14 protein-coding genes, 2 tRNA genes and 3 rRNA genes are annotated in these 20486 nt (G+C 62.2%); 9 read left to right on the top strand and 10 right to left on the bottom strand.

Annotated features, from left to right (window positions below; translation table 11 throughout):
• Genes WS70_RS12670 through WS70_RS12655 form a run of 4 tightly spaced genes read right to left on the bottom strand, consistent with a single transcriptional unit; the run spans position 1 to position 3928 of the window.
• On the bottom strand, positions 1 to 1236 hold the full coding sequence (locus WS70_RS12670; protein ID WP_059470615.1) for an acyl-CoA dehydrogenase family protein: 1236 nt from the start codon (positions 1234 to 1236) through the stop codon (positions 1 to 3).
• A 46-nt stretch (positions 1237 to 1282) separates the two neighbouring features.
• Positions 1283 to 2389: a phosphotransferase gene (locus WS70_RS12665; protein ID WP_059470629.1), complete on the bottom strand. Its 1107-nt coding sequence runs from the start codon at positions 2387 to 2389 to the stop codon at positions 1283 to 1285.
• A gap of 27 nt (positions 2390 to 2416) precedes the next feature.
• Entirely contained in the window at positions 2417 to 3127 is a 711-nt protein-coding gene (locus WS70_RS12660) for a histidine phosphatase family protein (RefSeq protein ID WP_059470616.1), read from the bottom strand.
• 9 nt (positions 3128 to 3136) lie between these two features.
• Positions 3137 to 3928 carry an oxepin-CoA hydrolase, alternative type gene (locus tag WS70_RS12655; RefSeq protein ID WP_059470617.1) on the bottom strand — a complete coding sequence of 264 codons (792 nt, stop codon included), beginning with the start codon at positions 3926 to 3928 and terminating at the stop codon, positions 3137 to 3139.
• A 246-nt stretch (positions 3929 to 4174) separates the two neighbouring features.
• Here WS70_RS12655 and WS70_RS12650 point away from each other — a divergent pair, with 246 nt between their 5' ends.
• On the top strand, positions 4175 to 4831 hold the full coding sequence (locus tag WS70_RS12650) for a glutathione S-transferase (RefSeq protein ID WP_059470630.1): 657 nt from the start codon (positions 4175 to 4177) through the stop codon (positions 4829 to 4831).
• 174 nt (positions 4832 to 5005) lie between these two features.
• Here the strand turns inward: WS70_RS12650 and WS70_RS12645 are convergent, their stop codons facing one another.
• Both WS70_RS12645 and WS70_RS12640 read right to left on the bottom strand, forming a co-directional pair.
• Positions 5006 to 6178, bottom strand: coding sequence for a pyridoxal phosphate-dependent aminotransferase (locus WS70_RS12645; RefSeq protein ID WP_059470618.1), 1173 nt, complete (start codon positions 6176 to 6178; stop codon positions 5006 to 5008).
• 36 nt (positions 6179 to 6214) lie between these two features.
• Positions 6215 to 6868 carry a PIN domain-containing protein gene (locus tag WS70_RS12640; protein WP_418230155.1) on the bottom strand — a complete coding sequence of 218 codons (654 nt, stop codon included), beginning with the start codon at positions 6866 to 6868 and terminating at the stop codon, positions 6215 to 6217.
• A gap of 93 nt (positions 6869 to 6961) precedes the next feature.
• Between WS70_RS12640 and yaaA the strand changes: the two genes are divergently transcribed.
• A complete protein-coding gene (yaaA, locus tag WS70_RS12635; RefSeq protein ID WP_059596624.1) occupies positions 6962 to 7744 on the top strand; it encodes a peroxide stress protein YaaA in 783 nt (260 codons plus the stop codon).
• A 42-nt stretch (positions 7745 to 7786) separates the two neighbouring features.
• Positions 7787 to 8941 carry a M14 family metallopeptidase gene (locus WS70_RS12630; protein WP_059470621.1) on the top strand — a complete coding sequence of 385 codons (1155 nt, stop codon included), beginning with the start codon at positions 7787 to 7789 and terminating at the stop codon, positions 8939 to 8941.
• A 167-nt stretch (positions 8942 to 9108) separates the two neighbouring features.
• Here WS70_RS12630 and WS70_RS12625 read toward each other — a convergent pair whose 3' ends face one another.
• The 4 genes from WS70_RS12625 to WS70_RS12610 all read right to left on the bottom strand — a co-directional run bounded on the left by WS70_RS12625 (position 9109) and on the right by WS70_RS12610 (position 12882).
• Positions 9109 to 9732 carry a BspC domain-containing protein gene (locus WS70_RS12625; protein ID WP_059470622.1) on the bottom strand — a complete coding sequence of 208 codons (624 nt, stop codon included), beginning with the start codon at positions 9730 to 9732 and terminating at the stop codon, positions 9109 to 9111.
• Positions 9733 to 9880: 148 nt separating this feature from the next.
• On the bottom strand, positions 9881 to 10555 hold the full coding sequence (locus tag WS70_RS12620; protein ID WP_059596623.1) for an energy-coupling factor ABC transporter permease: 675 nt from the start codon (positions 10553 to 10555) through the stop codon (positions 9881 to 9883).
• A 66-nt stretch (positions 10556 to 10621) separates the two neighbouring features.
• Positions 10622 to 11461, bottom strand: a complete 840-nt coding sequence (locus tag WS70_RS12615; protein WP_059470624.1) for a response regulator transcription factor — start codon at positions 11459 to 11461, stop codon at positions 10622 to 10624.
• A gap of 203 nt (positions 11462 to 11664) precedes the next feature.
• On the bottom strand, positions 11665 to 12882 hold the full coding sequence (locus WS70_RS12610) for a DUF2863 family protein (RefSeq protein WP_059470625.1): 1218 nt from the start codon (positions 12880 to 12882) through the stop codon (positions 11665 to 11667).
• Between the two features lie 614 nt (positions 12883 to 13496).
• On the opposite strand from WS70_RS12610, the gene WS70_RS12600 reads away from it, so the two are divergent.
• The 6 genes from WS70_RS12600 (at position 13497) to tnpA (ending at position 19843) form a co-directional block, all read left to right on the top strand.
• Positions 13497 to 15029, top strand: a 16S ribosomal RNA gene (locus tag WS70_RS12600).
• Between the two features lie 61 nt (positions 15030 to 15090).
• Positions 15091 to 15167, top strand: a tRNA-Ile gene (locus WS70_RS12595).
• A gap of 39 nt (positions 15168 to 15206) precedes the next feature.
• Positions 15207 to 15282, top strand: a tRNA-Ala gene (locus WS70_RS12590).
• 345 nt (positions 15283 to 15627) lie between these two features.
• A 23S ribosomal RNA gene (locus WS70_RS12585) occupies positions 15628 to 18507 on the top strand.
• Between the two features lie 181 nt (positions 18508 to 18688).
• Positions 18689 to 18802 (top strand): 5S ribosomal RNA (rrf, locus tag WS70_RS12580).
• The 16S, 23S and 5S rRNA genes sit together here with 2 tRNA genes alongside, the layout of an rRNA operon.
• A gap of 141 nt (positions 18803 to 18943) precedes the next feature.
• On the top strand, positions 18944 to 19843 hold the full coding sequence (gene tnpA, locus WS70_RS33825; protein WP_418230154.1) for an IS66-like element accessory protein TnpA: 900 nt from the start codon (positions 18944 to 18946) through the stop codon (positions 19841 to 19843).
• Positions 19844 to 20486 lie beyond the last annotated feature (643 nt).

Below are 20486 nucleotides of genomic sequence, written 5' to 3'. Positions count from 1 at the left end.
TTAGCTGCCTCGTGCCGGCGCGCTCGCATGGCGCGCGAGTTCGAGCTTCGCGATCGCGTTGCGATGCACTTCGTCGGGGCCGTCCGCGAAGCGCAGCGTTCGCGCGCTCGCATACGCGTACGCCAGCGGGAAATCGTCGCTGACGCCGCCGCCGCCGTGCGCCTGGATCGCCCAGTCGATCACCTCGCACGCCATGTTCGGCGCGACCACCTTGATCATCGCGATCTCGCCGCGCGCGCCCTTGTTGCCGACGGTATCCATCATGTACGCGGTCTTCAGCGTGAGCAGTCGCGCCTGCTCGATCATGCAGCGCGCCTCGGCGATCCGCTCCTGCGTGACCGTCTGCGCGGCGATCGGCTTGCCGAACGCGATGCGCTCGGACGCGCGCCGGCACATCAGTTCGAGTGCGCGCTCCGCGAGCCCGACGAGCCGCATGCAGTGATGGATGCGGCCGGGCCCGAGCCGGCCCTGCGCGATCTCGAAGCCGCGTCCTTCTCCGAGCAGCAGGTTCGACGCGGGCACGCGCACGTTCTCGAGCGTGATCTCCATATGGCCGTGCGGCGCGTCGTCGTAGCCGAACACGTTGAGCGGCCGGTGCACGGTGACGCCGGGCGCATCGGACGGCACGAGGATCATCGATTGCTGCGCGTGGCGGGGCGCGTCGGGGTCCGTCTTGCCCATCACGATGTAGAGCTTGCAGCGCGGATCGCCCGCGCCGGACGACCACCACTTGTGGCCGTTGATTACGTAGTCGCCGCCGTCGCGCTCGATGCGGGTCCGGATGTTCGTCGCGTCCGACGACGCGACCTCGGGCTCCGTCATCAGGAACGCCGAACGGATCGTGCCGTCGAGCAGCGGTTCGAGCCACGTCGCTTTGTGCGCGTCGGCGCCGTAGCGCTCGAGCGTTTCCATGTTGCCGGTGTCGGGCGCGTTGCAGTTGAAGACCTCGGGCGCCCACGGCACGCGGCCCATGATTTCGCAAAGCGGCGCGTATTCGAGGTTCGTGAGGCCGGCGCCGCGCGTCGAGTCGGGCAGGAACAGGTTCCACAGGCCCGCGGCGCGCGCTTTCGGCTTTAGCGTCTCGATCAGCTCGACCGGCTGCCATGCGTCGCCGGCGCGCCGGTTGCGTGCGATCTCTTCGTAGAACGCGCGCTCGTTCGGATAGATGTGTTCGTCGAAGAACGCGTTGAGCCGCGCGCGCAACGCTTCGACTTTCGGGGTGTAATCGAAATGCACGGCTGCCTCGCCTGTCGGTCGGTTCGGTGGAAGAATGGGGCGCACGCTAGCGTGCGCGCTGTGCGTAGCGCCACGCGAGCTCGGCCATCGGCCGCGCGTGCTGGCCGGCGTCGAGCGCCTGGACGCTCGACGCGGTGCCGTCGACGACGCGCTTCATGATGCCCTGCAGGATCGCCGCGATCCGGAACATGTTGTATGCGAGATAGAAGTTCCAGTTGTCGGGGATCGTCAGGCCGGTGCGCTCGCAGTAGCGGGAGACGTAATGCGCTTCGTCGGGAATCCCGAGCGCCGGCAGATTGAGCCCGGCGATGCCACGAAAGCGCTCGGGCGTAACGTGCCACGCCATGCAGTGGTACGCGAAATCGGCGATCGGGTCGCCGAGCGTCGACAGCTCCCAGTCGAGCACTGCGAGCACGCGCGGCGCGTGCGGATCGAAGATCAGGTTGTCGAGCCGATAGTCGCCGTGCACGATCGACACGCGCGCGTCGTCTTCGGTCTCGGGCGGCAGATGTTGCGGCAACCAGTCGATCAGCCGGTGCATCGCGTCGATCGGCTCCGTCTCCGAAGCCAGATACTGCTTGCTCCAGCGGGCGATCTGACGCGCGAGATAGTTGCCCGCCTTGCCGTAATCGGCGAGCCCGACCGTCTGCGGATCGATCGAGTGCAGCGCAGCGATCACGCGGTTCATCTCGTCGTAATGGCGGCCGCGCTCGGCGGGCGTCATGCCGGGCAGCGACGGATCCCACAGCACGCGGCCGTCGACGAACGCCATCACGTAAAACGCGCGGCCGATCACGCTTTCGTCGCCGCAGCGCGCGAGCATCGGCGCGACGGGCACGTGGGTGTCCGCGAGCGCGGCCATCACCCGATACTCGCGCTCGATCGCGTGCGCGGACGGCAGCAGCTTCGCCGCGGGCGCGGGCTTCGCGCGCAATACGTAGCTGCGCGCGGGCGTGGCGAGCTTGAACGTCGGATTCGACTGGCCGCCCTTGAACTGCTCGACGGACAGCGGGCCGGCGAAACCGTCGACGTGCTGCACGAGCCATGCGCTCAGCGCGTCCACGTCGAAGCGCTGCGCGTCGCCGACGGGGCGCGTGCCTTCGAATGCGGCGTAATCGGTCGGCTTGGACTTCGGATCGTTCTCGGCTGCCATCGTCTCCTCCGGATCCGTGCGACGCACCTATTCGCGCGTGCTTTGCAAAAACTGGTGATACAGCACTTCCATCGTCGTGTTGCGGGTGTCGCGGTGCAGCGCTTCGGGCGGCGAGTAGTTGACGAGCCGCACGACCCAGTCGTCGCGCTCGCCGACGTCGAGCGCGTTGATGCAGCCCGCCGACTGCGACAGCGTGCCGATGAAGAGCCGATGTCCGGGCACCGTCGCGTGCGACAAGAGCGCGCAATTCACGCCGCCGTGCAGCACGAGCAGCACCGTGTCCCACGACGGGTCCGCGCGCAGCGCGGCGAGCGGCGGCAGCACGCGGTCGATCAGTTCGCCGATCGTCTCGCCGCCGAGAAAGCGCGTGTGCTCGGCGACGATGCCGTCGAGCACACGCAGGAACGCGGCTTCCTGCTCTTCGGGCGGGATGTCGGCGAGGAAGCCGCCGCGAATTTCGCGCCATGCGGGCTCGATGTCGATGTCGAGCGGTTGATCGATCTCCGCGAGCACGCGCCGCGCGGTTTCGATCGTGCGCGGCAGGCCGCTCGTGATCACGCGGTCGAAACGCACGTGCTGCTCGGCGAACACGCGTCCCGCGGCGCTCGCCTGCATCCGTCCGCGCTCGTTGAGTGGCACGGCGTCCTGGTCGAACGGGCGGCCGCTCGCGTCGAAGTAGGTGACGTCGCCATGCCGCATCAGATAAATGCGGCGACGTTTCGGCAATTGATAGGACATGGGCGGGCTTTAGCGTTTGTAGACGGGAGGGCGTTTGTCGAGGAACGCGGTGATCCCTTCGAGCGCGTCCGCGTGGTGCAGCGACGCGACGAAGTGATCGCGTTCGGCGACGAGATGCGCGGCGAGCGGCTGCGTTTGCGCGTCGGCGATTAGCGACTTGATCCGCGCGAGCGCGTTCGGCGACATCTTGCCGAGCGCGTCGGCCCACGCGATCGCCTCGTCGCGTGCGGCGCCCGGCTTCGTCAGGCGGTTCACGACGCCGAGCTCATGCAGCCGCGACGCGGCGGCGGGCTTGCCTTCGAAAAGAATCTCGGCCGCGAGCGCGCGGGGCAGCGCATGCGCGAGGAACCACGAGCCGCCTCCGTCGGGCGTGAGCGCGACGCGCGCGTACGACATCACGAACTTCGCATCGTCGGCGGCGACGAGGAGGTCGCACGCGAGCGCGAGCGAGAAGCCCGCGCCCGCGGCCGCGCCTTCGACGGCCGCGATCACGGGCTTCGTCACCGTGTTGATCGCGGTGACCCATTCGCCGAGCAGATCGATGCTCGCCGCCTGGGCGGCGGGCTCCTTCGCGCGATTGTCGAGCAGCCGGTTCAGGTTGCCGCCCGCGCAGAAGAAGCGGTCCGCGCCCGTCAGCACGACCGCGCGGATCGACGGATCGCGCTCGGCCGTGTTGAGCGCTTCGAGGCCGGCGGCATACATGTCGGGATGCAGCGCGTTGCGCGCGCCGGGGTTGGACAGCGTGAGGACGAGCGTCGATTCGCTTTCGGGCGGGCGGGACGCGAGCAGTTCTGCGCTCATGCAGTGAGTCTCCTTGAATGCGATAGGCATCGGGAACGGCGCGCCGCGTACATGCGCGGCGCGGGCGCCGTCCCAGCCGGCTTGACCGGCATTTTTGAGGCGGTGCCGAAACGTGCCGCAGCGCGAACGCCGCGACGGGCTTCGAAGTTGCTTTAGACTAGCATGAACGTGCTTTTCGGCGTTACGCCGACGCGACGTGCGGGACACATCGCGCGCGGCCCTTTTCCCATGACGAAGGAGACTTCGATGCTTCGGCTCTGTGGCTTACCGCTGTCGAACTATTACAACAAGGTCAAGTTAGTACTGCTCGAGCACGACATTCCGTTCGAGGAAACGCTCGTCGAGCTTCCGATCGACGATCCCGCGCTGTTCGCCGACACGCCGCTCGGCAAGGTGCCATACCTGCTGACTGAGCACGGCGCGATCAGCGAATCGCAGGCGATCGTCGAATATCTCGTCGCGACCCATCACGACAAGCGCATCTTCCCGGCCGATCCGTTCACGGCGGCGAAGGCGCGCGAGATCACGACGGTGCTCGAGCTGTATCTCGAATGGAACGCGCGCGAGCTGTTTCCCGAGGCGTTCTTCGGCGGCAAGATCAGCGACGGCACGAAGGCGCACGTCGAGAAGCGCATGCCGCGCGCGCTGGACGGCTTCAAACAGCTCGCAAAATTCTCGCCTTACGTGCTCGGCGACACGTTCGGCATCGCCGACGTCGCTGCGTTCATCCATTTGCCGATCATCGCGCTTGCGACGAAAGCGGTCTACGGCCGCGATTTCATTGCCGATGCCGGAATCGACTGGAAGTCGTACGTGAAGCGCATCGAGGCGGAGCGGCCGGCTGCGCGGCGCGTGAGCGAAGAGCGCAAGGCGTTCATCGCGGGGCTTGCGAAGCAGAGTTGACGCGAGTCATGTGATGCACGCGCGGTGCGCGAAGGCCGATTGGCCGTCTTGCGCATCGCGCGCGCATTTGCCGCGATGTCGGCGGCGCGATGGACCGGGCCTTGACCGTACAACGGCGACGGGCGGTCGCGGCGGCTCGTGGGGGGGCCGTGGGGGCCCGCTCATGCGCCGGATTTACAAGCGCGCGAGCCGCTCGAGCGCGGTGGCGAGCGTCTCCTCGCGCTTCGCGAAGCAAAAACGCACGACGCCCGATTCATGCGACTCGTGATAGAACGCCGACACCGGGATCGCCGCGACACCGATCTCGGTCGTCAGCCACTTCGCGAATTCCGCTTCGGGCAGATCGCTGATCGCCGAATAATCGACGCACTGGAAGTACGTGCCCGCGCACGGCAGCAGTTTGAAGCGCGTGTTCGCGAGTCCGGCGCGGAAGAAGTCGCGCTTCTTCTGATAGAACGCGGGCAGCGTCAGATATGGCTCGGGATCGCGCAGGTAATCGGCGAGGCCGAACTGCATCGGCGTATTGACCGTGAATACGTTGAACTGGTGGACCTTGCGGAATTCAGCCATCAGTGCGGCGGGCGCGGCGACGTAGCCGACCTTCCAGCCCGTCACGTGAAAGGTCTTGCCGAAGCTCGACACGACGATGCTGCGCGCCGCGAGCTCCGGATAACGGGCGATGCTCTCGTGCCGCGCGCCGTCGTAGACCATGTGCTCGTAGACCTCGTCGGACACGATCAGCAGGTTGGTGCCGCGCACGATGTCTTCGAGCGCGCGCATGTCCGCCTCCCGCCATACGGTGCCCGTCGGATTGTGCGGCGTGTTGATCAGGATCGCGCGCGTTTTCGGCGTGATCGCCGCGGCGAGCTTGTCGAACGGAATCGCGTAGTCGGGCGCGTCGAGCGTGACGAACACGGGTGTCGCGCCCGCAAGCGCGATCGACGGCAGGTAGCTGTCGTAGGTCGGCTCGATCACGATCACTTCGTCGCCCGGATGCACGGCGCACAGGATCGCGGTCAGGAGCGCCTGCGTCGCGCCGGCCGTCACGGTGATCTCGGTCGCAGCGTCGTAGCGGCGGCCATAGAGCCGCTCGATCTTGTCCGCGATCGCCTCGCGCAGCGGTGCGACGCCCGTCATCGGCGGATACTGGTTGTGGCCGTCGCGCATCGCGCGCGCGACCGCGTCGACGATGCGCGGATCGCAATCGAAATCGGGAAAGCCCTGGCCGAGGTTGACCGCACCCTTTTCCGCGGCGAGCGCGCTCATGACCGTGAAGATCGTCGTGCCGACGTCGGGCAGGCGGGAGAGGAGGGGGGGCGTCGTGGGCATGTCGTGCTGTGCGTTCATCGTGGCTTGCGCGAAAAGGGGGGCGAAGCGCGTCGCTTACGCCGGCTCGGATGCGTCGGCCGCGAGCGCGCAGGCGGCGAACGGCGCGGGTTGCGCGATCCTGAAGCCGAAGTCGCGCTCGGTCCGGCGCGCGAGCTTCAGAAGCGCGCGGTCTTTCGACACGAGCCAGTCGGCGCGTGCCGCATAGGCGAGCTCGAGAAATTTCTGGTCGTCGCGGTCCTTGCACTTCGGCAACCCGCGCGGCGGCGGCGCATCTGCGGCGGGGGACGGCGCGGCCGTGTCGGCTGGCGACGGCGAATCCATGCGGTTCGCTTGCACGTCTGTCACGGCTGTCGCATCCGAAAGGGCCGAATCGTTCAAGGGATTCGGGCTGTTCGAAACGTCCCCCGATGATGCAGCCGCAAGCGAGCGGTCCGCGCCGGGGCCCGTCGCCGCGGCGGCCTCCCGCGACCCGCCGCGATCGGGCTTCCCGACGCGCTCCGACAGGCGCGCTATCGTTGCGAGCGCGGCGGCCTTGTCGACCGAGCGTGCCTTGAACTGCGGGTAGTCGAGCACGCGCTCGAGCTCGACGAGGCAACGAGCGTCGATGAGCGCCGTGATGGCGCCCGTTTCCAGGGCATCGCGGATCGGGCGGGCGGCGGGGTCGTCGAACACGAGGATGTCGATCCAGACGTTCGAATCGAGCACCACGCGGCGACCGGCGCGCGGAGCGTCGGGGCTTGGCATTCGTTACAATCGGTGGTTTTCGTTTGACTGCACGGCACGGCGTGCCGGCGAGCCTCTATGATAATCGTTCTCTCCCCGGCGAAATCGCTCGACTACGAAACCCCGCCCCACGTTGCCACTCATACGCTGCCTCAGTTCGCCGACGACGCGGCCGAATTGATCGGCGAACTGCGCCGGCTGTCGCCGCAGCAGATCGGGACGCTGATGAGCATTTCCGATCCGCTCGCACGCCTGAACTTCCAGCGTTACGCGGACTGGTCGGGTACGTCGACGCCCACAAACGCCAAGCAGGCGGTGCTGGCGTTCAACGGCGACGTCTACGAAGGCCTCGACGCTCGCTCGCTGTCGGCCGCCGATCTCGACTACGCGCAGCGGCACGTCCGCGTACTGTCGGGGCTCTACGGGCTGCTGCGGCCGCTCGATCTGCTGCAGCCGTACCGGCTCGAAATGGGCACCCGCTTCGCGAACGCGCGCGGCAAGGATCTGTACGCGTTCTGGGGCGAGCGGATCACGCAGGCGCTGAACGTCGAGCTGAAGACGCGCGACGGCGCATCGCGCGTGCTCGTCAATTGCGCATCGGCTGAATACTTCAAGTCGGTGAAGCCGAAGCTGCTCGACGCGCGCATCGTCACGCCGGTTTTCGAGGACTGGAAGGACGGCCGTTACAAGATCATCAGCTTCCACGCGAAGCGCGCGCGCGGCCTGATGGCGCGTTACGTCGTCGAGGGGCGGATCGCGTCGCCTGACGCGCTGAAGGACTTCGCATCGGAAGGCTACGCGTTCGACGAAGCCGCGTCGAACGACGACACCTACGTATTTCGCCGGCGTGTCGGCGCTTGAATTCCGGGCGGCCCGGCGCGGCCGTCGCAACCAGGAGATGCAATGACTCTCTCGATCACGAGCAATTTCGACGCGGGTGCGATCGACGTCCTGTCGTGCGAGCGCGCGGATGCGATCCGGCTGCGCGTGCGCGGCGACAATCGTTCCGAGTTCGCTCAGTGGTTCTACTTCCGCCTGACGGGCGCGCGCAGCGAGCGCTGCGTGATGACGTTCGAGAACGCGAACGACTGCGCGTATCCGGCCGGCTGGCGCAACTATCGCGCAGTCGCGAGCTACGACCGGGTCAATTGGTTCCGTGTGCCGACGTCGTATGACGATCAGGTGCTGACGATCGACCATACGCCCGATTTCGACAGCATCTATTACGCGTATTTCGAGCCGTACGGCGAAGAGCGTCATTCGGAATTCCTCGGCGCGGTCCAGCAGATGCCGCATGCGAACGTCGTCGAGCTCGGCCGCACGGTCGAAGGGCGGCCGATGTCGCTCGTCGTGCTCGGCACGCTGGAAGAAGCGGGCGTCGCGAAGAAGAAAGTGTGGATCATCGCGCGCCAGCATCCGGGCGAGTCGATGGCGGAATGGTTCGTCGAAGGGCTCGTGAAGCGGCTCGTCGGCTGGGGCGACTGGCTGGGCGATCCGGTCGCGCGCAAGCTCTACGATCGCGCGACGTTCTACATCGTTTCGAACATGAATCCAGACGGCAGTGTGCACGGCAATCTGCGTACGAACGCCGCGGGCGCGAACCTGAATCGCGAGTGGATGGAGCCCGATGCCGAGCGCAGCCCCGAAGTGCTCGCCGTGCGTGACGCGATTCACGCGATCGGTTGCGATCTCTTCTTCGACATACACGGCGACGAGGATTTACCGTACGTGTTCGCGGCCGGCTCGGAGATGCTGCCGGGCTTCACCGAGCAGCAGCGTGTCGAGCAGCGCGCGTTTATCGACGCGTTCAAGCGCGCGAGCCCCGATTTCCAGGACGAGCAAGGCTATCCGCCGGGAAAGTACAAGGAGGATGCGCTCAAGCTCGCGTCGAAGTACATCGGCCACCGGTTCGGCTGCCTGTCGCTGACGCTCGAGATGCCGTTCAAGGACAACGCGAACCTGCCCGACGAGCATGTCGGCTGGAACGGCGCGCGGAGTGCGTCGCTCGGCGCGGCGATGCTGGGCGCGATTCTCGAGCACGTACAGACTTTCGTCTGAGCGATCGCCTTTGCACCGAGGATGCGCGCGAAATGGAGTGCGGATCAAAAAGCCGGAGCGGCATTGCCGCGTTCCGGCTTTTTTGCGTCGAGCCGACGGCGGCGCATGACGCACGACACCCGATGCCCGACGCCGTCATCATTCGGACCGGCGTTCGACGGGCTGCTTCACGACTTCTGCGTTGATCGTTTCTTCACGGCTTTTTTCGTCGTGCCCGACTTCTTCGTCGCAGCCGATCGCTTGCTGCTCTTGCCCGCCGCTTTCGCCTTGACCTTGCCCTTGCCCGAGTGCGCGCGAAGCTTTTTCTTCGACGACGTCGTGCGCTCGACGCGCGGCTTCGCGGGCGGCACCGGATCGTTCCAGCTGAACGCGAGCATCTGCGTGCCGACATAGCCGCAGCGGAATTTTAGATGTTCTGGGTCGCCGCCGCTGCTGCGCACGCCGAGGCCTTCGACGGTCACGATGTTGTCGACCTTCACGCGCTGCTTGCCTTCGTCGAACGAGTCGTTCCACGGCGTGATCGAAGCGTTGCCGCTGTCGAACGCGTTCGGCGGAAATTCGACATGATCGAAAGCGCTCGACGTGCTGGCGATGAAACTGCCGTGTGCGGCGCAATCCGCGACGAGCGGTTCGGCGTGCATTTCATTGACGTATTTGTTGACGAGTTCGACGCGTTGATCGAGCAAGTCGGCAAACGCGGGCGCGGCGAACGTGAGCGACAGGCCTGCGACACAGGCCGTCAGCTTGCCGAGCGCGCCGAGCAGGCGATGCGAGGCGGGAAAGCTGTCCATCTGGAGGTATGAGATAAGCGCGATAGAGACACCAGGCACGTGAGATGCCCGATGAAGAGCAGGGTTCCATCTTAGCGTAATTTTCCGGCGCGGCAGTAGAGCGATTGCCCGTATGGCCGGGTGCGCGCGCGTCTACGCGCGTGCGAACTCATGCACGCGGTCCGCCGAGGCGATAGCGGCGCACGTCGGAGGTCGTGACCCATGCGGGCCGGTAGACCGCGATCAACGCCGTCGCCATGCCGGTGAACCACGCTTCGCCGAGCGCTAGCAGCAATGCGTTCAGTGCATATCCGGACGGGACGACGACGAGCGTGCCGTCGGCGAGCGCGATCTGCACGCCGGCCGCCGTAGCCGCGACGACGCCCACCGTGATCGCAGGCGACACGAAGCCTTGGCCGATGATGAGCGCAGGCAGGTTGTGCGGCAGCCACGCGAGCGCGGCGCGCTGCAGCAGCGCTGATATCGCGACGGGAAGTGCGCCGTATACGAGATAGGTGAGCCCGATGCCTTGCCAGGTCGCGTCGAACACGACCGCGGCGACGCCGATCACGGCCGCCATTGCAACGAGCGCGAGGGTCCAGTCGAACAGTGTGACGAGCAGCGTCGCGCCGAGGAGATGCATGACGAGGCCGTCGTCGAGCCACGCGTTGGACGCCCATAGCACTGTGAGTGTGGTCACGAGCGCGAGCCACACGTGCTGCAGTGTCGCATCCTGCAGACGCCCGAACGGGCGCCTCCACAACGCGAAGGCGAGCAACCCCCCGGCGGCGATCCAGTCACCGACGGCGACCCAGAACGGAAGCGGCGTGTAGAGGAAACCCATGTTTTTATATTACTCGTTGAATACAAAAGATGGGAATGGATTCGCTCTCTACGCGGGTTTTGCCGGCTATTCGCTCGCTTTGAACGGAGCGCTCGGTTCGGCCGCGATGAGCGGCTGGGCAGACGATTCGTTCTCGGCGACGAGCGGGTACTTGTGTTGCGCCTTCGCCGTGCGCAGCGGCACGGGGCCGGCCGCGCCGTGTACGGGCTTCGGCGAGCTGTCGCGCGCGGACAGCAGCACTTCGAGATGTGGCGGTAGCCAACCGTTGTAGATCGCGACCGCGGCGGCGCGATTTGTCGCCCCCAATTGCTGGAAGATGCTGGCCAGATGAATCTTGACCGTACCTTCACTGATGCCGAGCGTGCGCGCGATCATCTTGTTGGTGCTGCCCATGTGTACGAAACGCATGATCTGCGCCTGGCGCGGCGAGAGGCGGCTGCACGGCGAGCGTTTCCTGCGCGGGAGCTGGCTGACGATCGCGTCTACGCGGCCGTCCCTTGTGCGCGCGGCCGGCTCGGTGAGGTTCAGCGCGCTCGGCGGGACGTAGTATTCGCCGAGCAGCACCATTTCCAATGCGCGAACGATGGTGTGAGGGCGCGTCGAGCGTGGAATGACGCCGAGCACGCCGGCGTCGAAGAGCGCTTGCGCGTGCTCCGGCGACGCGTCGTCGGTAAGCGCCGCGACGGGCGTCGGCGCGCAGGCCTGGCAAAGCGCATGTAGATCGCCGAGCCGCTTGATGTCTTGCCAGTCGACTGCGATCAAGTCGAAACTCTGTTGTTTGATGAGCCGTTGCGCCTGCCGCCAGTCCTTGGCGTCGTTGTAGCCGGCATGTCGGTCGATTTGACGCAGCAGGGTTTTCAAGCCGTCGCGACGCTCTGCGTCGGAATTGAGCACCAGAAACCTCATGTTATGCCTCCGCTTATCCGATTGATCGAGAAAACGACGAGTGCCATCCCCTCAATAATGACAAAGACATTACAAAATGTCGGCCTAGCTGAAAGTCGTAAGAAAAATTCAGACAAGCAACAGTGCAAAGGCCGCCTCGAGCTCACGCTCGAGGCGGCCTTTGATGGACCACTTGCGCCGGACGGCGCGAGGCGGGCGGCGTTTCAGTGGAAGTGCGGCTGCGCGGGCGTCGCGTCCTCCGGCATCTCCGCATGGACGATCTCGCCGAGCGGATCCGCGTACAGCGGGACGCCGCAATCGTCGCAATACTCGGGTTCGAAACGGCCGGCGTGGCGGCGGATGTCGGTCACGCCCGCTTCCTTCAGCAGCGACGCGATTTCCTCGAGCGGTCCGTCGGCGGGCGCCTCGGCTTCGAGCGTCGCTTCGTCGACGGCCGCCTCGCCGTTTTCGCGTCCATAGAGCGGCCAGACGACGCCATAAATGACGTCGTTGCTGCCGCGGCGAGTGAACGCGACGCGATACTCGTCGATCCGGCGCTCGCCGAAACCGGCGATCACGGCGCGCAGCTCTTGCGGCGGCGCGCCGATCGTGTCGAACAGATAGCGGATCGCGGTGCGTACGGTGTGCGGACGGATCCGCTCGTCCGCGTCACGGCACGCGGAGTAGTACGCGTCGGGCAGCAAGCATTCGAATTCGCAGCCGGGCAGCGCGGCCGACAGGTTGACGCCGCCTTGCGCAGCCCATTGCTCGAGGCATTGGCCGCGCTCGATGCGCGAACCGTGCTCTTCTTCTTGCCAGCGGAAGAGCGGGGCACCGGCGGGCGCGGCGACGACAGCGAGCAGAAAGCGCGGATCGGCAAGGATCGGCGAGGTCTCGGGCAGGTCGCCGAAGTTGAGCTTGACCGGATGGTTGCCGAGCGCCGCATGCGCGAGCTGCTGCGCGAGGCGGTAAGTTTCGACGTGATGGCGCGGCAACTGATCGATGCTATAGAAAAAGGGCGCCATTGCGACGAGTGTGCCTTGCGCAAGCACGTGTGCTTGCAAATGGGTGCGCAACACATCGGCGATCTCGATCTTGAGCGAGCCCGACGGAATCATGTAGCGGGTCCAAGCAAGTACGGGGACTGCGACGAGAAGCGCCTCGTACGGCTTGCCGTCATGCTCGACGGACAGCGATTCGCTGTGCGTCTCGGCCATGTCGGCGAGGGCGCCGTAGGCGTCCGGATGATTCTGCTGGAGATGGTCGAGCGCGGCGTCGAGCGTGGTCTGGTTGCCGTTGCGGACGATCTTTGCGAGCAAGGCGTCGAGCTTGGCTTCCCAGAAGCGATCTTCGACGCGGCTGCCGGACGCAAACAACGCAAGCGACAGACCGACCAGTTTGTCGGCATCGGGAGGGAGGCGTTTAGCGGTTCGCTGGCGCATAGATTGACATGGTTGGATGCGAGGAACCTGTCATTTTAGTCCGTTCCGCGTATGTTCAGCGGTTTGCCTGCCTTCTGGCAGTCTTCCATATAGACAAGACGATATGCGAGCGCGTCCGGCGTGTGAATATTTAAGGGACAAAAAAATGTCGAAACCCTCTTGCGGGGTACGAATCTTATGTCTAGAATCACGCCTCTTTCGCGGTAACGGAAACGCGACGCGAAAGAAGAAGTGGGAGGTTCCGGCGCTTGAGGCGAGACGGTTGGCGGGTTAGTCGACCGAGGGTGCGGGAAGGTGATTGAGGCGGTGCGCGACGGGGCAGTAAAAAGTTGTTGACGCGCTGCAAATAAGTGATCATAATCTCATTTCTCTGCTGCAGACAACGCAGCGCTGCTGAGAAGGCGGTCCGAGGTAGGAAGTACTTCTCGCAGATGTGCTCTTTAACAATGAACAGCCGATAAGTGTGGGCGCTTGATGGAGCGGGCGATCTTCGGATCGAAAGCGAAAGTATCAAGAGTCTCACACTAAAGTAAGTCAGGTTTGTGAAGCAATTCACGACCTGTCAGCTTTGAGTGAGCGACCGGTTGGAAACAACCGAAAACAGTAACAGGTTTGAACTGAAGAGTTTGATCCTGGCTCAGATTGAACGCTGGCGGCATGCCTTACACATGCAAGTCGAACGGCAGCACGGGTGCTTGCACCTGGTGGCGAGTGGCGAACGGGTGAGTAATACATCGGAACATGTCCTGTAGTGGGGGATAGCCCGGCGAAAGCCGGATTAATACCGCATACGATCTATGGATGAAAGCGGGGGACCTTCGGGCCTCGCGCTATAGGGTTGGCCGATGGCTGATTAGCTAGTTGGTGGGGTAAAGGCCTACCAAGGCGACGATCAGTAGCTGGTCTGAGAGGACGACCAGCCACACTGGGACTGAGACACGGCCCAGACTCCTACGGGAGGCAGCAGTGGGGAATTTTGGACAATGGGCGAAAGCCTGATCCAGCAATGCCGCGTGTGTGAAGAAGGCCTTCGGGTTGTAAAGCACTTTTGTCCGGAAAGAAATCATTCTGGCTAATAACCGGGGTGGATGACGGTACCGGAAGAATAAGCACCGGCTAACTACGTGCCAGCAGCCGCGGTAATACGTAGGGTGCGAGCGTTAATCGGAATTACTGGGCGTAAAGCGTGCGCAGGCGGTTTGCTAAGACCGATGTGAAATCCCCGGGCTCAACCTGGGAACTGCATTGGTGACTGGCAGGCTAGAGTATGGCAGAGGGGGGTAGAATTCCACGTGTAGCAGTGAAATGCGTAGAGATGTGGAGGAATACCGATGGCGAAGGCAGCCCCCTGGGCCAATACTGACGCTCATGCACGAAAGCGTGGGGAGCAAACAGGATTAGATACCCTGGTAGTCCACGCCCTAAACGATGTCAACTAGTTGTTGGGGATTCATTTCCTTAGTAACGTAGCTAACGCGTGAAGTTGACCGCCTGGGGAGTACGGTCGCAAGATTAAAACTCAAAGGAATTGACGGGGACCCGCACAAGCGGTGGATGATGTGGATTAATTCGATGCAACGCGAAAAACCTTACCTACCCTTGACATGGTCGGAACCCTGCCGAGAGGCGGGGGTGCTCGAAAGAGAACCGGCGCACAGGTGCTGCATGGCTGTCGTCAGCTCGTGTCGTGAGATGTTGGGTTAAGTCCCGCAACGAGCGCAACCCTTGTCCTTAGTTGCTACGCAAGAGCACTCTAAGGAGACTGCCGGTGACAAACCGGAGGAAGGTGGGGATGACGTCAAGTCCTCATGGCCCTTATGGGTAGGGCTTCACACGTCATACAATGGTCGGAACAGAGGGTTGCCAACCCGCGAGGGGGAGCCAATCCCAGAAAACCGATCGTAGTCCGGATCGCACTCTGCAACTCGAGTGCGTGAAGCTGGAATCGCTAGTAATCGCGGATCAGCATGCCGCGGTGAATACGTTCCCGGGTCTTGTACACACCGCCCGTCACACCATGGGAGTGGGTTTTACCAGAAGTGGCTAGTCTAACCGCAAGGAGGACGGTCACCACGGTAGGATTCATGACTGGGGTGAAGTCGTAACAAGGTAGCCGTATCGGAAGGTGCGGCTGGATCACCTCCTTTCTCGAGCTATCCGCGAAGTTGAGCGCTCACGCTTATCGGCTGTAAATTAAGACAGACTCAGGGGTCTGTAGCTCAGTCGGTTAGAGCACCGTCTTGATAAGGCGGGGGTCGTTGGTTCGAATCCAACCAGACCCACCAAGTTGTCTGGCGCAGGAAACCTGGGTGAAGTCTCTGTATGGGGGCATAGCTCAGCTGGGAGAGCACCTGCTTTGCAAGCAGGGGGTCGTCGGTTCGATCCCGTCTGCCTCCACCACAATCTTCAATGCGAAGTGCTTGGTTCGAACGTGAACCGAGGATTTGGCATTGGCGATTGAGCCAGTCAGAGTGATGCGAAAGTATCGGCTGTCGTTCTTTAACAATCTGGAAGAAGTAAGTAATTTGGATAGCGGAAGCGTCTTGAGATGGACGTGGAAGTTATCCGGGTTGTGATTGTATCGATGTATCTCAAGATGATTCGAACTTAATGTTCGGCTCAATTGGAATACGGCACACACGTAGTGTGGGCTCAGTGTAAGTGCTAGGCACTAACGCTGAGCGACACGCGAGAACTCAACCTGTAGCGACTGTAGCGTCGAAAGATGAGACAGACTCGTTATAGGGTCAAGCGAACAAGTGCATGTGGTGGATGCCTTGGCGATCACAGGCGATGAAGGACGCGGTAGCCTGCGAAAAGCTACGGGGAGCTGGCAAACGAGCTTTGATCCGTAGATGTCCGAATGGGGAAACCCGGCCCTTTTGGGTCATCCTAGACTGAATACATAGGTCTAGTGAAGCGAACGCGGTGAACTGAAACATCTAAGTAACCGCAGGAAAAGAAATCAACCGAGATTCCCAAAGTAGTGGCGAGCGAAATGGGAAGAGCCTGTACTCTTTATTTGTATTGTTAGCCGAACGCTCTGGAAAGTGCGGCCGTAGCAGGTGATAGCCCTGTAGGCGAAAACAGTATGAAAGAACTAGGTGTACGACAAGTAGGGCGGGACACGTGAAATCCTGTCTGAAGATGGGGGGACCATCCTCCAAGGCTAAATACTCGTGATCGACCGATAGTGAACCAGTACCGTGAGGGAAAGGCGAAAAGAACCCCGGGAGGGGAGTGAAATAGATCCTGAAACCGCATGCATACAAACAGTCGGAGCCTCGTAAGGGGTGACGGCGTACCTTTTGTATAATGGGTCAGCGACTTACGTTCAGTAGCAAGCTTAACCGAATAGGGCAGGCGTAGCGAAAGCGAGTCCGAATAGGGCGTTCAGTTGCTGGGCGTAGACCCGAAACCAGGTGATCTATCCATGGCCAGGATGAAGGTGCGGTAACACGTACTGGAGGTCCGAACCCACTAACGTTGAAAAGTTAGGGGATGAGCTGTGGATAGGGGTGAAAGGCTAAACAAACCTGGAAATAGCTGGTTCTCTCCGAAAACTATTTAGGTAGTGCCTCGTGTCTCACCTTCGGGGGTAGAGCACTGTCATGGTTGGGGGGTCTATTGCAGATTACCCCGCCATAGCAAACTCCGAATACCGAAGAGTGCAATCACGGGAGACAGACATCGGGTGCTAACGTCCGGTGTCAAGAGGGAAACAACCCAGACCGCCAGCTAAGGTCCCCAAATATGGCTAAGTGGGAAACGAAGTGGGAAGGCTAAAACAGTCAGGAGGTTGGCTTAGAAGCAGCCACCCTTTAAAGAAAGCGTAATAGCTCACTGATCGAGTCGTCCTGCGCGGAAGATGTAACGGGGCTAAGCCATATACCGAAGCTGCGGATGCGTGCTTGCACGCATGGTAGGAGAGCGTTCCGTAAGCCTGCGAAGGTGCGTTGAAAAGCGTGCTGGAGGTATCGGAAGTGCGAATGCTGACATGAGTAGCGATAAAGGGGGTGAAAGGCCCCCTCGCCGTAAGCCCAAGGTTTCCTACGCAACGTTCATCGGCGTAGGGTGAGTCGGCCCCTAAGGCGAGGCAGAAATGCGTAGCTGATGGGAAGCAGGTCAATATTCCTGCACCATTGTTAAATGCGATGGGGGGACGGATCGCGGAAGGTTGTCCGGGTGTTGGAAGTCCCGGTCGCTGCATTGGAGAAGGCACTTAGGCAAATCCGGGTGCGGAATTCAAGGGTGTGGCGCGAGCTCTTTAGGGAGCGAAGCAATTGGAAGTGGTTCCAAGAAAAGCCTCTAAGCTTCAGTTTAACAATGACCGTACCGCAAACCGACACAGGTGGGCGAGATGAGTATTCTAAGGCGCTTGAGAGAACTCGGGAGAAGGAACTCGGCAAATTGGTACCGTAACTTCGGGATAAGGTACGCCCTGGTAGCTTGACCCCCCTGCGGGGGAAGGGTGAAGGGGTTGCAATAAACTGGTGGCTGCGACTGTTTAATAAAAACACAGCACTCTGCAAACACGAAAGTGGACGTATAGGGTGTGACGCCTGCCCGGTGCCGGAAGATTAAATGATGGGGTGCAAGCTCTTGATTGAAGTCCCGGTAAACGGCGGCCGTAACTATAACGGTCCTAAGGTAGCGAAATTCCTTGTCGGGTAAGTTCCGACCTGCACGAATGGCGTAACGATGGCCACACTGTCTCCTCCCGAGACTCAGCGAAGTTGAAGTGTTTGTGATGATGCAATCTACCCGCGGCTAGACGGAAAGACCCCATGAACCTTTACTGTAGCTTTGCATTGGACTTTGAACCGATCTGTGTAGGATAGGTGGGAGGCTATGAAACCGGAACGCTAGTTTCGGTGGAGCCGTCCTTGAAATACCACCCTGGTTTGTTTGAGGTTCTAACCTTGGCCCGTGATCCGGGTCGGGGACAGTGCATGGTAGGCAGTTTGACTGGGGCGGTCTCCTCCCAAAGCGTAACGGAGGAGTACGAAGGTACGCTAGGTACGGTCGGAAATCGTGCTGATAGTGCAATGGCATAAGCGTGCTTAACTGCGAGACCGACAAGTCGAGCAGGTGCGAAAGCAGGTCATAGTGATCCGGTGGTTCTGTATGGAAGGGCCATCGCTCAACGGATAAAAGGTACTCTGGGGATAACAGGCTGATACCGCCCAAGAGTTCATATCGACGGCGGTGTTTGGCACCTCGATGTCGGCTCATCTCATCCTGGGGCTGTAGCCGGTCCCAAGGGTATGGCTGTTCGCCATTTAAAGAGGTACGTGAGCTGGGTTTAAAACGTCGTGAGACAGTTTGGTCCCTATCTGCCGTGGGCGTTGGAAGTTTGAAGGGGGCTGCTCCTAGTACGAGAGGACCGGAGTGGACGAACCTCTGGTGTACCGGTTGTGACGCCAGTCGCATCGCCGGGTAGCTATGTTCGGAAGAGATAACCGCTGAAAGCATCTAAGCGGGAAACTCGCCTTAAGATGAGACTTCCCCGGGGACTTGATCCCCTTGAAGGGTCGTTCGAGACCAGGACGTTGATAGGTCGGGTGTGTAAGCGCAGTAATGCGTTCAGCTAACCGATACTAATTGCCCGTAAGGCTTGATCCTATAACAAGTCTGTCTCGATAGCCGTTAGCGCTTCAGCGCTTACGGATATCGAGCGTCGAGTGCAAGGCACTCGACGTACGACGGTTGAAGTACCGCGTACGTGTGAGATACAGCTCACAACCCAACATTACTGCTTCTTCCCGATTGGTCGCGCTGCGATGCACCGCGACATCCCTCTTTGCCTGATGACCATAGCGAGTCGGTCCCACCCCTTCCCATCCCGAACAGGACCGTGAAACGACTCTACGCCGATGATAGTGCGGATTGCCCGTGTGAAAGTAGGTAATCGTCAGGCTCCCCCTCTCAGAACCCCCGCCCAGCCAGGCGGGGGTTTTGTTTTTTACGCCCACTCCCGTCGGATGTAAGCACCTCACGACGACCGTCGTAGACGACGGCGAGAACCGACATCAAAGTGGTGCCCATCATTTTCGATTTGATGGACATCACTGTGACAGAGCCGGAAGCCAAGCCGGGTAGCCGCAAGGGACGCCCGAATTATGATCGCGAGTTTCGACGCCGACTCGCCGCTGCGGCATGCGAGCCTGGTGCCTCGGTCGCAAAGCTGGCGCGCGAGAATGGCATCAATGCAAACATGCTGTTCACCTGGCGGCGCCGCTATCGCGAGCAATTGCAGGCCGAAACGATGTCGCTGATTCCAGTGGCGGTGGTGCATGAGACACACGCGCCGCGCATGGCGATGCCACCGGATGCAGGGGATGTCGGCAACCCGACTGCGCGAGCGGGGACGATCGAGATCCGGATCGGCGCAGTGGTGATCAAGGTCGACGGTGCCGTTGACGCCGATACCGAGGCGACCCGGGAGGTGCTCGAGCTGATCGGCGAACTCTACGGCATCGAGGCCCACATCCGCGGCAAACCCGCCGCTGAACGGCTGCGCGTGCGGCAGGAGAAAAGTGTGCCGCTGCTGGCAACCATCAAGACGTGGATGACGGACAAACTCGCGACGCTGTCGAAGAAATCCGATTTGGCCAAAGCGATCCGTTACTCGCTTAACCAGTGGGATGCCCTCGCGCTGTACTGCGAAGAGGGCCGTGCCGAGATCAGCAATGCCCTGGCCGAAAACGCGCTGCGATGTGTGAGTCTGGGTCGGAAGAACTTCTTGTTCGCCGGCTCCGATAGCGGGGGCCAGAGGGCTGCAGCGATGTACAGCCTGATCGGCACGTGCAAGCTGAACGGGATCAACCCGCGCGCTTACCTCGAATACGTGCTGACCCATATCGCTGACCACCCCATTAACCGCATCGACGAATTACTACCGTGGAACGTGGCAAGTAAGCTGCCAGGCAAGCCTTGCCCGCCTGCCTCCACGGGCTGATTGCCAGCGGGCGAACCCGAGCGACCGATACCCAATCATGCCTCACGTGCGCGTCGCATTGCGAACGGCCTTCGCGAGGTGCTTACGTTGGCGACGGCGTCGAGCAGCGTGGCGGCGCCCAGTGGCTGGCCAGTTTCGCTCTCCACGCGTACCACTCGACGAGCACGATGTGCTGGCCGGTGAGCTCGTAGGGGACCTCGAAGTAGCGGCCGGCGTACGAGACGGTGCCGTCGCGGCGCACAGCCGTACCAACGGCGCGGGCAAATGCATAGCGGCAGGCGCGACCAGGTGCGCCGACATGAAGGACAGCGGAAGCGCGGCACCGAAACCGGATTGAGCTGGCCGTCGGCACTGCGGTCGGCCTTGCGGTCGTAGCAGCCATGTCCCCACAGGCAGCTGCAACCGCAGTGCGGGCGGCGATCGGGGCGGTACGACTGAGGTGTGGAGACGACGGCGCGAAGATGTTATTCGAGGGAAAGGAAAGCGTGTACGATCCGTTGCATAGGCCGGGCTCTTATTGATTCGTGTGTTGGCGTGAGAACCGTCGCACGATATCAGAGGAGTACCGGTCTTCTTTATGCCCACCGTATCTCGCGTTGTTCGCGGTGAAGTTCAGAAAATCGCTCTCGCCGGACGCGAGATG

Source organism: Burkholderia mayonis, from assembly GCF_001523745.2.
Classification (GTDB): Bacteria; Pseudomonadota; Gammaproteobacteria; order Burkholderiales; family Burkholderiaceae; genus Burkholderia; species Burkholderia mayonis.
The sequence above is the reverse complement of the archived record's forward strand: the minus strand, read 5'-3'. Positions and strand labels throughout refer to the sequence as shown.

What these genes read in the sequence shown, in the direction of transcription:
- WS70_RS12665 (WP_059470629.1), bottom strand. Translation starts at nt 2,389, where the DNA reads ATGGCAGCCGAGAACGATCCGAAGTCCAAGCCGACCGATTACGCCGCA.
- WS70_RS12660 (WP_059470616.1), bottom strand. Translation starts at nt 3,127, where the DNA reads ATGTCCTATCAATTGCCGAAACGTCGCCGCATTTATCTGATGCGGCAT.
- WS70_RS12655 (WP_059470617.1), bottom strand. Translation starts at nt 3,928, where the DNA reads ATGAGCGCAGAACTGCTCGCGTCCCGCCCGCCCGAAAGCGAATCGACG.
- WS70_RS12650 (WP_059470630.1), top strand. Translation starts at nt 4,175, where the DNA reads ATGCTTCGGCTCTGTGGCTTACCGCTGTCGAACTATTACAACAAGGTC.
- WS70_RS12645 (WP_059470618.1), bottom strand. Translation starts at nt 6,178, where the DNA reads ATGAACGCACAGCACGACATGCCCACGACGCCCCCCCTCCTCTCCCGC.
- yaaA (WP_059596624.1), top strand. Translation starts at nt 6,962, where the DNA reads ATGATAATCGTTCTCTCCCCGGCGAAATCGCTCGACTACGAAACCCCG.
- WS70_RS12630 (WP_059470621.1), top strand. Translation starts at nt 7,787, where the DNA reads ATGACTCTCTCGATCACGAGCAATTTCGACGCGGGTGCGATCGACGTC.
- WS70_RS12625 (WP_059470622.1), bottom strand. Translation starts at nt 9,732, where the DNA reads ATGGACAGCTTTCCCGCCTCGCATCGCCTGCTCGGCGCGCTCGGCAAG.
- WS70_RS12620 (WP_059596623.1), bottom strand. Translation starts at nt 10,555, where the DNA reads ATGGGTTTCCTCTACACGCCGCTTCCGTTCTGGGTCGCCGTCGGTGAC.
- WS70_RS12615 (WP_059470624.1), bottom strand. Translation starts at nt 11,461, where the DNA reads ATGAGGTTTCTGGTGCTCAATTCCGACGCAGAGCGTCGCGACGGCTTG.
- WS70_RS12610 (WP_059470625.1), bottom strand. Translation starts at nt 12,882, where the DNA reads ATGCGCCAGCGAACCGCTAAACGCCTCCCTCCCGATGCCGACAAACTG.
- tnpA (WP_418230154.1), top strand. Translation starts at nt 18,944, where the DNA reads ATGGACATCACTGTGACAGAGCCGGAAGCCAAGCCGGGTAGCCGCAAG.